15 protein-coding genes are annotated in these 13833 nt (G+C 63.3%); 4 read left to right on the top strand and 11 right to left on the bottom strand.

The annotated features are described in order from the left end of the window. Positions 1–765: 765 nt before the first annotated feature. Entirely contained in the window at positions 766–1965 is a 1200-nt protein-coding gene (locus W823_RS48125) for a condensation domain-containing protein (RefSeq protein ID WP_235189605.1), read from the top strand. Further along, on the top strand, positions 1962–3746 hold the full coding sequence (locus tag W823_RS48130) for an MFS transporter (protein WP_369792640.1): 1785 nt from the start codon (positions 1962–1964) through the stop codon (positions 3744–3746). Before W823_RS48125 ends, W823_RS48130 begins: the two co-directional genes overlap by 4 nt. Here the strand turns inward: W823_RS48130 and W823_RS48135 are convergent. Continuing rightward, positions 3724–4713 carry an alpha/beta hydrolase gene (locus W823_RS48135; RefSeq protein ID WP_369792651.1) on the bottom strand — a complete coding sequence of 330 codons (990 nt, stop codon included), beginning with the start codon at positions 4711–4713 and terminating at the stop codon, positions 3724–3726. The two genes, W823_RS48130 and W823_RS48135, sit on opposite strands and share 23 nt — an antisense overlap. 504 nt (positions 4714–5217) lie before the next feature. Here W823_RS48135 and W823_RS48140 point away from each other — a divergent pair. Together W823_RS48140 and W823_RS48145 are read left to right on the top strand one after the other, a co-directional pair. Further along, positions 5218–6642, top strand: coding sequence for a condensation domain-containing protein (locus W823_RS48140; RefSeq protein ID WP_023960291.1), 1425 nt, complete (start codon positions 5218–5220; stop codon positions 6640–6642). Between the two features lie 2 nt (positions 6643–6644). Next, positions 6645–8351 carry a DHA2 family efflux MFS transporter permease subunit gene (locus W823_RS48145; RefSeq protein WP_023960293.1) on the top strand — a complete coding sequence of 569 codons (1707 nt, stop codon included), beginning with the start codon at positions 6645–6647 and terminating at the stop codon, positions 8349–8351. On the opposite strand, the gene W823_RS48150 is transcribed toward W823_RS48145, so the two are convergent. The 10 genes from W823_RS48150 to W823_RS48195 form a co-directional block, all read right to left on the bottom strand. Continuing rightward, complete coding sequence (locus W823_RS48150; protein WP_023960295.1) at positions 8348–8671, bottom strand: DUF2469 domain-containing protein; 324 nt, start codon at positions 8669–8671, stop codon at positions 8348–8350. The genes W823_RS48145 and W823_RS48150 overlap by 4 nt on opposite strands. Before the next feature lie 9 nt (positions 8672–8680). Then, positions 8681–9355: a ribonuclease HII gene (locus W823_RS48155; protein ID WP_023960297.1), complete on the bottom strand. Its 675-nt coding sequence runs from the start codon at positions 9353–9355 to the stop codon at positions 8681–8683. 7 nt (positions 9356–9362) lie between these two features. Next, a complete protein-coding gene (gene lepB / locus W823_RS48160; RefSeq protein WP_023960299.1) occupies positions 9363–10247 on the bottom strand; it encodes a signal peptidase I in 885 nt (294 codons plus the stop codon). A gap of 17 nt (positions 10248–10264) precedes the next feature. Further along, positions 10265–10606: a 50S ribosomal protein L19 gene (gene rplS / locus W823_RS48165; protein ID WP_023960301.1), complete on the bottom strand. Its 342-nt coding sequence runs from the start codon at positions 10604–10606 to the stop codon at positions 10265–10267. A 65-nt stretch (positions 10607–10671) separates the two neighbouring features. Beyond that, positions 10672–11649 carry a hypothetical protein gene (locus tag W823_RS48170; RefSeq protein ID WP_023960303.1) on the bottom strand — a complete coding sequence of 326 codons (978 nt, stop codon included), beginning with the start codon at positions 11647–11649 and terminating at the stop codon, positions 10672–10674. 9 nt (positions 11650–11658) lie between these two features. Continuing rightward, positions 11659–12093, bottom strand: coding sequence for a hypothetical protein (locus W823_RS48175; protein WP_023960305.1), 435 nt, complete (start codon positions 12091–12093; stop codon positions 11659–11661). Then, on the bottom strand, positions 12090–12335 hold the full coding sequence (locus W823_RS48180) for a hypothetical protein (RefSeq protein ID WP_023960307.1): 246 nt from the start codon (positions 12333–12335) through the stop codon (positions 12090–12092). Before W823_RS48180 ends, W823_RS48175 begins: the two co-directional genes overlap by 4 nt. Further along, complete coding sequence (locus tag W823_RS48185; RefSeq protein ID WP_023960309.1) at positions 12322–13107, bottom strand: hypothetical protein; 786 nt, start codon at positions 13105–13107, stop codon at positions 12322–12324. The genes W823_RS48180 and W823_RS48185 overlap by 14 nt, the downstream gene beginning before the upstream one ends. Next, a complete protein-coding gene (locus W823_RS48190; RefSeq protein ID WP_023960311.1) occupies positions 13101–13427 on the bottom strand; it encodes a hypothetical protein in 327 nt (108 codons plus the stop codon). Before W823_RS48190 ends, W823_RS48185 begins: the two co-directional genes overlap by 7 nt. Before the next feature lie 43 nt (positions 13428–13470). Next, positions 13471–13821, bottom strand: coding sequence for a YbaB/EbfC family nucleoid-associated protein (locus tag W823_RS48195; RefSeq protein ID WP_023960313.1), 351 nt, complete (start codon positions 13819–13821; stop codon positions 13471–13473). Positions 13822–13833: the final 12 nt, after the last annotated feature.

The raw sequence follows: 13833 nt of genomic DNA on the forward strand, positions 1-13833 counted from the left end.
GGCGTCCTCTCCCAACTGACCCACCTCACGCCGCGAACGACGCACACCCCCACCTGACTGATCCATACCGAGAACATCCCAAACCGGCACCCACCCACAGACCCCACAACACGCCGACCACCACCACCCTGTGCACAAACCACACACTGTGGACAAACCATGAATGGAATCGGCAATTACGCATCGCAAATAACCGACCGAATGGCAGCGGGACCCGACATTCCCAACGGGTTCAATTGCGAACAGATCCGCACTTTTGGAAAATGCATTCGCATGAAAAGGATCGTTCACACGCAATCGTTTCTGCGCATTCCGGTTGCCCGACCACCAGGGAATCTGTACCGTCATCGACGAGAGCCGCGTCGTTGTTGGGCACTCAGAGCACAATGACATCGAATTGTCTTCGGGGGCGTAGACATTACGGACAATACGACGCCTCGGGCCAAAAACGCAGCACTACAGTCGGCAAGATTTGTCGGCGCCTTTTGATTGCCTCCGCGTTTTCGGCCCAGGACGTCCAGGAGATGACATGGTCAATTTCGGTCTCATCGATGATTGGAAGCCACCCACTGGCAGAGTGACCATTTGGTCGGCGTCACTGGCATCGATCACACAGGCACAGCAGGCGCCCATCCACCCCACGCCACCCTCCCACCAACAGGAAGAGTATCTGCGCACTGCAGCTCGTCGGCAGACTCGCAGATCAGGTCGTCGCGGCTGTATGTCGGCACCTTCGATCAAGATCACACGCTTGATCACGCCGCCATGACCACCGCCGTCAACGCTTTTCTCCGACGGCACGACACTCACCTCAGTTGGTTCTCCATCGAACCCGATGACTCCGTCGCCCGTAGGGTCATCGATCCCACGACAATCGATTTCATCCCGCATCACCACGATGTCATCGGGGACCCTGACGAGATAAGGGAACTGGTACAACGTGAGACGCCGGGCCCATTCGAGTGGGATTGCTTCACATTCGGCACCATCGAACACGACTGCGGGTTCACCATGTATGCCGCCATCGACCACCTGCACTCCGACCCGATTTCACAGGCGATTTCACTTGTCGACGCCATTGCGCTCTATGACAATGTGCGACTCGGCCGCGACAACGATCTCGCTCCGCCCGGCAGCTACATCGATTACTGCCATCGGGAACGAACAGCATCGGCTCAGCTGTCGCTGGACTCCCCGCCTGTGCAGCGATGGATCGAACTCGTCCAGGCCAATGGTGGCCGCCTCCCGACCTTTCCGCTGGACCTCGGCCGGGAAAGTACAGAAAACGCGCGGAGCGCACACCTGACGGTCCCATTGTTCGACGAACAGGACGCGAAGACACTGGTCCGGATCTGCCGGGACAGCCGCGCAGGGTTCATCGCGGCGATACTCACCGTCGCCGGCCTCGCTGCGCACGAGTTCACAGGCGATCGTCGTTATCTGGCGATCACGCCCAAGAGCACACGGACGACTCCCGCGGAGTTCAGCGCGGTCGGCTGGTTCACCAGTTTGATTCCCGTGCCGATCGACATCGAAAAGTCGTCGACGTTCAAAACCCTGGTTCGCCAAGCACAGGTTGCCTACCTGGCCGGACGCAAACTGTCCGACGTCTCGTTCCACCGAGTGCTCGAACTCGTCTGCGATGAACCCGACCTCGGCATCAGGACCGAACCCGGATGGTCGGTGTCGATGGTCTCGATCATGGACGCACGTCGACTACCGGGCGTCTCCGAGTTCGAGTCCATCAACGCGAGGTTCTACGGTAATCGCGGTACATCGGACGAGGTGTACACGTGGGTCAATCGGTTCGCCGATGAGACATCCATGAGCCTGCTGTTCCCTGACACCGCGCAGGCCCGGGCATCGGTGGACATCTATGTGGACCGGGTACGGCAGATCTTCAAGACGATCATCTCCGAGGGCGACTACGCACCCAGCCCAGGTGTTCGTCAGGTGACAGGTTGAGACCACGAGCTCCGCTTCCTGCTCCCGTCAACACTCCTTGTTGCACGAAGGATCCACAGGGGGCATCTTCGCGGAGAGCATCGTGGCCTGCTCTGGCCTGTTGTCTCATCGCAGTGTCCATGCAGATGGTCGACATGACGATCGTGAACATTGCCCTGCCTAGTCTCGGGTCCGGACTCCACGCCTCGTCTGGCGAGCAATTGCTTGTACTCAGCGCGTACACACTGACTTTCGCGTGCTTTCTTCTGACCGCTTCTCGCCTGGGCGAACGGTGGGGCCGTCGACGACTGTTCATCGGCGCTCTCGCAGGGTTCACGGTGGTATCCGTGCTGTGCGGGACCGCAACCGGCGCAACAGAACTCATCGTGTTGAGAGCTGTTCAGGGCGCTTGCGCGGCACTGGCATCGGCCCAGACCATCGCAATCATCTCGGCCTCGTTCCCCAAGTCCCGGCATCCAGCGGTGTTCGGCATCTATGGCGCGACGGCCGGAGTCGCCGCCATGCTCGGACCGACGCTCGGGGGCCTCCTGATCTCAGCAGACGTGTGGGGTCTTGGCTGGCGCATGATCTTCCTCGTCAACCTCCCCCTCGGCCTGATCGCCTGCCTCGTCGGCCATCGATGCCTTCCGGCCCTTCATGCCACCACCCGTCCGGGCCTCGATCTCCCGGGAGTCGCGCTGTCGACGACCGGATTGTTCCTGCTCGTTCTCCCACTGGCCATGGGGCGCGAGAGGGGTTGGCCGACCTGGCATTTGTGGATGCTGGTGGGGTCGGTGGTGGTGCTGTGCCTCTTCATCGTTCACCAGCACCGCCTCGGCAGACGGGGCGGCTATCCCCTGCTGGACCTCCAGCTGTTCACCAGTGCGTCGTTCGCCGTCGGATCGGTCCTATCGCTGCTGTTCTTCGGTGTGTTCGCCGCATTCTTCTTCACCGTCTCGGTGACCGCACAATTCGGCCTCGGATTCTCACCGTTGCGGACCGGCCTGCTCACCCTCCCTTTTGCGGTCGGCGCCGCGGTCGGTTCGGTTGTCTCGGCGCTGCTCGTCAGAAGGATCGGGGCACTGACGCTGACGACGGGAGCCGTCTTGTTCAGCGGGTCACTCGTCTACACGGCCGTGATCATCGACCCCGCCACCGGTATCGAGGTGTCGTCGATCATCCTCCCGTTGGCCGTCGGCGGCGTGGCGATGGGACTGTTTGTCGCGCCGTTGCAGGCGACGATGCTCTCGGACACCTCAGAGCGGACTCTCGGCTCCGCCTCGGGGACCATCCCCACCGTCCAGCAGATCGGAGCATCCGTGGGGATGGCGGTGATCAGCCTGCTTTTCTTCGCAGCGGTTACCGCGCAATCGGAACAGGCTGTGCAGGAGGCGCAGACCAGTCTGTCGCACAGTCTCGGCACGTCCGAGGTTGCTCCACTCGCGCGGCCGTTTGTCGTTCGCGAGTTCGGTCGCTGCGCCACCGCCCAGTTGGGTTCAGCACACCCGGACACACCCGGACCGGGGTGTCCCGGTACAGGCGATGCCATCAAGCCGTCCGGCGGCGAGACTCGTTCCGCGGTCGCAGCCCAAGCCGAACCGGACGTCAGCGCAGCGGCCCGCCAGGCCGCCTCGCACACCTTCCTGGCGGCCTTCACGGCCGTCCTGTGGACCCTGGCGGCGATCTCGACGGCACTCGCCGGTCTGACCCTTGCTCTGCGCAACCACGGACGACGTCAGATCAACCGTCAGCCGGCCGCACAGTCAGTCCCGAAGCCGGCTATCGGGTCAGGGCCGCGTTGATCATCGGCCAGGACTTGTGAAGATCGTCCTGCCAGTAACCCCAGCTGTGGGTACCGGTTGATCGCAGATCGACTGTGGCGGGAATCCCCAACTGCTGCAATCGGTCACGCATCTTGAGTGTGCATCGGTTGGTAGCCGTCTCGATGACCGCGCCGACCGCGATCTGCTCGGCGAGCTTGGATCCGTTTCCGTTGATGCCGGGCCCGTCGATCACGTCGTACTGGCCGGGCAGACCCGTACCGTTCGAGATGTAGATGGCTTTGCCGCGCAACTGCTCGGCATTCACATACGGGTCGTTGCGAACCCACTCGGGATCGGTCGGTGGGCCCCACATGTTCACCGTGTTCCCGCCGCCACGGATCTCGACAGTCAGTCGGACGTAGGCCTGGCCTTCGGGGTCGCTGGTCATTGCGCAACCGCTGTACGATCCGACGGCACGGTACAGATCAGGGGACTTCAGGGCCAGCTGGAACACCGACGTCCCGGCCATCGAGATACCCGCGATCGCGTTGCGCCCGTTGCCGTTCAGGAGCGCATCCATCAGCGGCGGTAGCTCCTGGGTCAGATAGGTGGCCCACTTCTGGCGACCGAGTTTCGGGTCGTCATTGCGCCAGTCCGCGAAGTAACTCGCCGCCCCGCCCATCGGTACCACCACATTCACGTTGCGGCCCTTGAAGAAGGATGCGATGTCGGTCTGATCGAACCAGCTGCTTCCACCGTCGCCACCAGCTGCTCCGTTGAGCAGGTACATCGTGGGCGCAGGACTCGACCGGTCCTGTGCCGGCAGCACCTTGACCATCAGGTCCGCCCCCATCGCGGCCGACCTCACGGTCACGTCCACGACCCCGTCGACCTGTTCGACCGTGTTCACCACCCGAGAACCGTCGGCCGAGGTCGTGTCGCCGACAATTGGTTGGCCGTCAGGTTCGGCAATTGCCGATCCCGAGCCGAATACTGTCAGGACCAATACGGTCGCCACAAATGTGACAACAGCGGTTTCTACATTTCGATTTGCGAGACGAGGTGTATCACCGATGTGCCACTTCACGAGAATCCTCTCTGGTGCGGCACACAGGGTTCACCCGACAGTTGGCACGTCAGAACCCATGGCGCCGCCACGACTTTGGCACATCCAACCACGGCGCCACTGCGCCACGGGACGCAGACGGTACAACCCGCCTAAAACTTAAGGAAGATTTTTTGTTGTGTTAGATCTTTATTTCTCAACAGCTGTTGTCATCCGCTAATCTTCGCTGTAGTTTCACGGGTGCACGACAACGCGACAAAGGGTCGGGCCGAGGCGTCTTTCAGACGTCGTAGCGCGGATGTCGAACAATTACTTGAAATGCATTTGGCATTTTGTGTTGCGAATTGCCGCACACAGAAAGCCGCCTGCTCGCAGTCAGTGCAGCGTTTCACCATTCGCCCCGGCCACCAGTGCGCTTTTGCGCTACTTCGACAGGAGCTGAACATGGTCAATTTCGGTCTGATCAACGAGTGGGAACCAGCCACGGGCCGGCTCACGAGCTGGGTTGCGTCCCCGGCCGCGCTGGATGAGGCGAAGGGCGCTCCGGTGCATCCCACCCCGGCCTCACATCAGCAAGAAGAGTATCTTCTGACCGCCGCCCGGAACGAGACAGTCGGCTTCCGGTTCTCCCGATTGTGCCTGGTGGCGTTCGACTTTCAGACTCCGCTCGACGTCGATGCCATGACCCGGACGATCAACACGTTCCTCCGGCGCCACGACACCTTCCACAGCTGGTTCTCATGCGAAACCGACGGATCGATCGTTCGGCATGTGGTGGACCCCAGCATCATCGAGTTCCGACCCACCCCACACGGCGAGTTCGACTCCCCCGACGCAATTCGCGCGCACGTCGAGACCGAGACTCCCGGACCGTTCAACTGGGATTGCTTCACATTCGGCACCATCGAACACGAGACCGGCTTCACTTTGTACGCGGCTTTCGACCACTTGGTGACCGACGGCATCTCGTCCGCACTCACCGTTGTCGAACTCCTGCAGCTGTATTCGAGTGAGAGCCAGGGAACACCGAGCGGCTTGGCCGAGGTCGGCAGTTATGTCGAATATTGCGCCAGAGAACGCGCGGGCTCCGCTTCGTTGACGTTGGAGTCGCCTCACGTCCAGCGCTGGATCGATCTGGTCCACTCGAACGCGGGCCGGCTCCCGACCTTCCCTCTCGACCTGGGCGTCGCCAGTGCCGGCTATGCGCGCACCGCCCACCTGTCGACGACGTTGTTCAGCGAAGCCGACGCCGAGAAGTTCGCGACGGTGTGCCGTGACCAGGGCGCCGCATTCACCCCCGGAGTGCTCGCAGTTGCCGCTCTGGCCAGCTATGAGTTCACCGGAGCGGGGAACTACTTCGGCCTGACCCCCAAGAGCACACGGTCTACCCCCGCCGAGTTCAGCTCGATCGGCTGGTTCACCAGTCTCATCCCCGTGCCGGTCACCGTGGACGAATCCTCGACCTTCACGTCCATCGTCGGAGCCGCTCAGGCCTCGTACGACTCGGGCAAAGAGCTGACCGACGTCTCGTTCCACCGCGTGCTGCAACTTGCCGGACCAGACCACGGGGTCAATGTCGACCCTGGATGGTCGGTGCCGATGGTCTCGTACATCGACGTCCGAAAGCTGCCGGGCGTCGATCTGTTCGACGCCATCAACACCGGGCTGTTCGGTAACCGGGGAAGCTCGGAAGAAGTCTTCCTCTGGATCAACCGCTTCAACGACGCGACGACGATCAGTCTTCTCTTCCCGGACACCGATGAGGCACACGCTTCGATCAAGTTGTACGTCGACCGGCTGTCGGAGATCTTCACCACCATTGCTGCGCACGGCGACTACAGCCCGTCGGTGGCGGCCCTGGCGACATAGCAGTGTCTCTACCGGAATCTGTTGCGCTACAGCCACAACAGGCCGAGATCGCCCCGCGGCAGGCCTGGCTGGCATTTGCAGCCTGCCTGATCGCGGTGTTCATGCAGATGGTGGACACCACCATCGTCAACATCGCGCTGCCGAGTCTGGCCACCGACCTGGACGCGTCCTATTCGGCGCAGCTCCTCGTCGCCACGGTGTACACGCTTGCGTTCGCCTGCACCCTGATGACGAGTTCGCGTCTGGGTGAGATGTTCGGCAGGCGCCGGGTGTTCCTGATTGCACTCGCCGGCTTCACCGTGACGTCGGTACTGTGCGGAACCGCCACCGGGGCAACCGAGTTGATTGCGCTACGTGGCGCACAAGGCGTCAGCGCCGCGGCGGCGTCGGCACAGACGATCGCGATCATCTCCGTGTTGTTCCCGCGGGTCAAACACGGCGTGGTGTTCGGGATGTACGGCGCCACCGCGGGGGTGGCAGCGATGCTGGGCCCCATGCTCGGGGGCGGTCTCATCGCCGCCGACATCTTCGACCTGGGCTGGCGAACTATTTTCCTCGTCAACCTGCCGCTAGGAATGATCGCCTGCGTCCTCGCCTTTCGCTATCTGCCGGACGTCAAACCCGGCGAACGGGAGCCGCTGGACGTGACGGGGATGGTGCTCTCGAGCGCGGGACTCTTCCTGCTCATCTATCCCTTGGCGCTCGGGCGCGAGAAAGACTGGCCGATATGGCTTCTCGTGATGCTTGTCGTCTCGATCGTGCTCCTGACGGCATTCGTGTTCTACGAGCGCCGACTCCAGCGCCGCGGTGGCAGCCCCCTGCTGCGACTCGATCTGTTCCACAACCGGAACTTCACGGTCGGCGCCGTGTTGTCGCTGGCGTTCTTCAGCGTCTTCGCCGCGTTCTTTTTCACCGTGTCCATCGCAGCCCAATTCGGTCTCGGCTACTCGGCGCTACGAACAGGCGTATTGACCTTCCCTTTCGCGGTCGGTGCCGCCGTGGGTTCGTTGATCTCCCCCATCTTGGTCGGCCGCATCGGTGCCCGCACCCTGGCGCTGGGAATGGTCGCGTTCGCAGTGTGTCTCGGCTGGACCGCCATGATCATCGATCCTGCGAGTGGCTCACTGGACATCGCGGTGCTCGTGACGCCACTGCTGATCGGCGGTGTGGGCACCGGTATGTTCGTCGCGCCACTGCAGGCGACCATCTTGTCCGGGACCACCGAATCCAATGTGGGCTCGGCATCCGGTTCCATTCCCACCATCCAGCAGATAGGGTGCTCGATCGGGCTAGCCGTGATCAGCATCGCGTTCTTCAATCAAGTTGCCGCACAGTCGCAGTCGGCGGTGGATCAGGCCGCCTCCTCCCTGTCGCGGGGCTTGGAGACCACCTCGGTGGCTCCCCCGTTCCGGCCAGTGGTGGTCGATGAGTTCTCTCGGTGCGCGAATCTGCAGCTGTCGTCGGCACATCCGGAACAGACCCCGCCTGGGTGCGGTGCAACCGACACTCAGAAGCCGGCGACACCGGGCGACGTGCGAGCAACGGTGGCCGCTGCTGCCGCACCAGAACTCAAGACCGCCGCACGGGAAGCCGCCGCGCATTCATTTCTCGCTGCACTGTCGATCATCTTGTGGGCGATCGCGGCAACCGCTCTTGCCCTCGCGATGATCAGCCTCCTGCTGCGACGAACCGAAGACGTACCCCGCTAGTCGCCGAGCACACCGTCCTCTGGCAGACGCAGATCCTGCTTTTCCAATTCCTCGATGTTGACGTCCTTGAACGTGATCACCCGTACCTGTTTCACGAACCGAGCGGGGCGGTACATGTCCCAGACCCAGGCGTCACTCATCCGGACCTCGAAGTAGACCTCGCCGTCCGCATTTCGGGGCACCATCTCGACCGCGTTGGCCAGATAGAACCGACGTTCTGTCTCGACCACGTAGGTGAATTGACCGACGATGTCCTTGTACTCGCGGTACAGGGACAGTTCCATCTCGGTTTCGTACTTCTCGAGATCTTCGGCGCTCATTCCCTCAGCCTAACGTCCTGCGGTCTCGCCCACGCGCACCCGTAGCCGCACATTGCGATACGACATCCTGTGTTGTGGGGACGGGCCGAGCTCGTCGAGACACTGCATGTGCATCTCGGTGCTGTAGCCCTTGTGGACGGCGAACCCATATCCGGGCAACGACGTGTCCATGTCGACCATGATCCTGTCCCTGGTGACCTTCGCGATGATGCTGGCGGCGGCGATACACGCGGCTGCGCCGTCGCCTCCGATCACCGGCAGGGAGGGCGCGGTGAGCCCTGGAACCCGGAAACCATCCGACAGCACATAGCCCGGTTGGACACCGAGCCCGGCGACGGCTCGCCGCATTCCCTCGATGTTGACGACATGGATACCCAGCCGGTCGACTTCGTCTGCGTCGATGACCACTGCACTCCAGGCAACAGCGTGCCGGGTCACGGACTTGTACAACTTGTCGCGGGTCTTCGCCGTCAGCTTCTTCGAGTCATCGAGATCGGCGAGAGAGATCAGCTGCGTCGGCTTGAGGATGCACGCAGCGACCACCAGTGGTCCGGCACACGCTCCACGCCCTGCCTCGTCCACGCCGGCGACGGGCCCGAGCCCGCTGCGGTACAGCGCTGCTTCAAGGGTGCGCAAGCCGGCGGCTCGCCGTATCACCACACGAGGTGGCCAGGTGGTCGCCACCGGTTGCCTACTTCTGGGGGTCGACGGAGTCGACACCGCCGATGCGCGAGAACGGGTAGATGATGTAGCGGACTTTGCCGCGTATGTCGTCGACGGGCACCATGCCACGCAATTCGTCGTCCTGGTGGTACCGGGAGTCGGCCGAATTACCGCGGTTGTCGCCCATCACCCAGACGAACCCCTCGGGTACGTCGATCGGGCCGAAGTCTGCGCCGAAGCACGAATTGAGCTGACCCGTATCGTCTTTGAGGTCGCCGGGACGCATCTGAGCGTTCTCTTCCTGAAGCTCCAGATCGATGTACGGCTCGTCGAGGGGCTGACCGTTCACCTTGACGCCGGTGCGATCTGCGTTGCGGCACTCCACCCGCTGACCGCCCGTGGCAATGATCCGCTTGACGAGGTTGTTCTCGTCCGGCGGGGCGAACCCGAACCACGACATGGCGTTCTGGGCGCCGCGGATGACCGTGTTGGACGACCGCGGCGATTTCCAGCCCTGGTCCCACGATGACGTGGGTGCTTTGAAGACCACGACGTCGCCGGCCTTTGGGTCGCTCCACCGGTACACCAACTTGTCGATGACGATCCGGTCGTTGGTGCATCCGGTGCAGCCGTGCAGCGTGTTCTCCATCGATTCGGACGGGATCACGTACTGCCGGCCGATGAACGTCTGGAGAACCCACGTCAGCGCGAGCACACAGATCAGGATGATCGCGGTCTCGCGTAGCAGCGACGCCTTCTTCTTCGGTTCGACATCGGCGGTGCCGTCGATCCGGCGCCACGGACGTGCTTGCCGATCGGGGTCGGCCGCACGGTCCAGGTCTGCGTGCCGACTGTCGTACGGCTCGTCGCTGTAAGGGTCTGAACCCTCAGGATTGCGGGGGGTGTTTACCACGCCGCAAGCCTAGTAGGTCAGCGCTTTTCTTTGATCTTGGCTGCCTTGCCGCGCAGGTCGCGCAGGTAGTACAGCTTCGCCCGGCGGACATCGCCGCGGGTGACGACCTCGAGCTTGGCAATGTTCGGGCTGTGCACGGGGAAGGTGCGCTCCACACCGACACCGAACGACACCTTGCGAACGGTGAAGGTCTCACGGATGCCGCCGCCCTGACGACGGATCACGACGCCCTTGAACACCTGGACACGTTCTTTGGAGCCCTCGATGACCTTGACGTGGACGTTGAGGGTGTCTCCGGCGCGGAAGTCGGGGATGTCGTCGCGCAGGGACTTGTTGTCCAAGAAATCCAGAGTGTTCATGATGTCGGTTCCAATCTTGCTGTCGGCGTGAGTAGAGGAACCTGGCGGCTTTCGTCCTGGACAATTCAGGTGTGCGGCTCGACCGGTTCGTGCTCCGATTCGTGTGGTCTCCGCGACGAATCAGCCGACTCGGGCGGACCCGGCGTCTGACCGTCAAACGGCAACTGGTCAATTGTGCCAGAACCACCCCCGACGGACGAAATCGCGGCGGCGAGTACCAGCTCCCCTGATTCTCCCGGGGCGGGTGCCGCGTGCACGGTGGCGTCCAGTTCCGCCTCGGCGCCGGACTTCGCGTGCGCAACGTCGGGTTTGCCTGCCATGAGGTCCTGAAGAAAGATCTTCGCGCGGATCAAGGGCCTGCGCACCCGCCGCTCACGTTTCACGGCGGCGTTCATCTTCTTCGGACGTTTGGTGTAACGCCAACGAGCCCACGGCGACGTCGGGCGTGCGAGTCGAATCGACGCCACCAGAAGAAGGGGGAAGATGAACAATCCGATCAGCCCGGTCCAGATCTTGCCCTTGAGCAGCACGACCCCTGCCAGCAGGAGCACAAACGCGGAATAGGCGACGGCCACCACGATCGACACCACGTCCGCAGTGTCCACACCCGCCCAGTCGAGCGGGTGGAACCCGAGGAGAACCAGCCCCATCACCGCGACTGCCACGAAGACCGCGTCTATCGACGCGCGGCCCTCTTCGGCCCAGTAGACATCCCGCAGATAGAAGATGAGCGCGAATTCGTCGAGCACCAGCGCCGCACCGACACCGAACAGCGCGGCAAAGATGGACAGGGTGGTCTGGGACCCGTTGATGGCGAGCGCGATCAACCCGAGCCCCGACAGCATCGTCAGCACGGTCCCGAAGACGACGTGATGGATGTGCATGCCACCGGGGGTGACGTTGCTGAACCACCAGCTGACCTCGGCGCGGATCAGTCGGACGCTGATCCGGATTCCGAGAAACCCGAGGATGAAGCCGATGTACGCCATGAAGAGCGGTAATCGGCCGTTGTCGATGATCGATTCTTGGAACCAATGGCCCATCCGCTGAGATTAGTCGCCGACGTGGTCGCGCAGGAGGTTTGCGACCAAAGACGTCGACCCCATCGCTGCGGCCGCCTCACACACCACTTCGCGGAGCCCTTCGCGGCCCGTGCCCGCGGTTCCGAACTCCACTGCTGCCAGCGCTCGCGCTCGTGCGAACTCTGTCCGGTACTCGGCTGACCGGCCTGCATGAGACGCTGCAAAAGCTGCCGCATCGAACCGCCCTCGAAGGGATGCGATGGCCAGCTTCTGTGCCGGGCTCAGCGGTCTGCCGTTTCTCCAGCAGCTCAGCGCTTCGGTGACCGGACCCTCGGTACGTACCGACGCAGCGTCGAGGGCCATCACCGCAGCGAGTAGGCCGGTTCGGCTGATGTGCCGGGGGTTCACCCGATCCACGAGTCCGGCAACCCCCGACGGCAGGACATCGATGCGGTGAGCATTCATTGTCCGTCCCCCTGCCCGGTGCCCTCGTCGCCCGATGATGAGGTGACGCCGGCATCTGCGAGCAGTGACCGGACCTCGGGAGTGGGGGGTGTGGTGGCGCAGACCGCCAACGGGACGAGATCCCGGGCGGCGAGATAGTCGACGATCACCAGTTCAGGGGACCTGCCGTCACCGACAACAACCTCGTTCGGTTCGGGCACCGTCCCCGGTCGAAGGTAGCCACCGGGTTCACTGGTACCCACTACGATGATGCGGCGTCCGTCGTGGTCTTGCCCGAGTCCCACGGCGATACGGATCCATGGCGCCACCTCGGGTGGCTGTATTGACGACAGATGCGCTGCCCGGGTCTGCAACATCGAGACGTCTGCGGCCGAGACATCCGTGGCAGAGGGCCGGTCGCCGCCGCGCGTCTTCCCGGCTGCCGCGGCCATTGCCGAGCCTGCCCCCATCAGCGCCCGGCATCATCGGTGCGCCGGCGGCGTTGCCGGCTGTCTGGCCATGTTCGCTGTCACGCTGCTCAGCGGCGTGGACCGCAGCGTTGTCAGCGAGTTCGCGACTACCGGATTCGAAATCGCCGGCGACGGCGGCCAGCACGGTGGCAGCGGCGTGTTCGGCGCCCATGGCCGCGGTGATGTCTCCCGTCGTCACATCCACCACCCGCGCCGCCTGCAGGTCTCGATCCGCCATCGCCGCGGCCACGGTGAGTCGCTCGTGGGTCAGTGCCACCAAGTCAGAGAATCGGGCTGCGAGGTCTGATTCGGCGCCGACCAGATGCGCTGCCGTGGCCGCGTGGTCCGCGAGGGCGGTCGCCTTCGCCGCCAGGGCGCTGCCCGTCAGGCCGTCCGTTGCGCCGGCGACCTGTGCGGTAGCCACCACGATGGCGTGCTGTAGGTCGAGAAGCCGTTGCGCCACAACACGATACCGTTCAACCGACCGACCGATCATGTCTGGGTCGATCGCCGGCCAGGCATCGCGCAGGAGCCGTTCGACCTGCTCACCCGGCGTGGTCAGCACCGCTCGGTTCCAGATCCAGGAAGGGGCACGCCGAGATCGGCGGACTGCAGGTCGGTGCATGCGCGGCCGATGTCGTCGACATGGTCCGCCAGGGACATTCGGAGCTGATCCAGAACCGATGCGGTCGCGCGTGAGAGGTGCGCTGCGCCGACCATGAAGATGGCGCCACCGACGTGGGACGAGCAGCATGCCTTCAGCTCGGCGTCGACGACAGCAACTTCTTCGCGGATCGAGTCGATCTCGCCGATCAGCGAAGCGAACTCATCAGCCCCCGCACGCGCCGCTGCGTCGTCGAGCCGAAACGATCCGTTTCCGTACATTGGCCTGCTCCCCCGCTGCCGCATCCCTCAACCCAGGTCGCCGTCAGTAAAGATCCGAATACCCTGGGCCTTGGTGTTGGACGAGTTCCCCGGCCAACCGGTTCCTGCGTTCGGAGAGCTCGTCGTCAGCGCGCCGCACCAGGAGAGCAATCTCATCGGCGAGCTGGCCAGCGCGGTAACGTCGCATCGCCAGAGGGTCGATCGACAGGCCGGTGAGTAATCCCCGCGCGTTGATCACCACCGTGATGAGGCGGTCCTTCGATGTCGCCTCGACGGTAGTCCCGCGCATCTCCTCGGCCAGCACACGCAGACGGTCGCGCTGCTCATCCACCTCGATCAGCACAGCCGCCAACGCGCTGTTGCCGATATCCACCTGCCCGGGCTCGATCCCCATCAACGTCCCCCC

Origin of the sequence: Williamsia sp. D3 (assembly GCF_000506245.1) — a bacterium.
In the GTDB taxonomy this organism is placed as follows: domain Bacteria; phylum Actinomycetota; class Actinomycetes; order Mycobacteriales; family Mycobacteriaceae; genus Williamsia; species Williamsia muralis.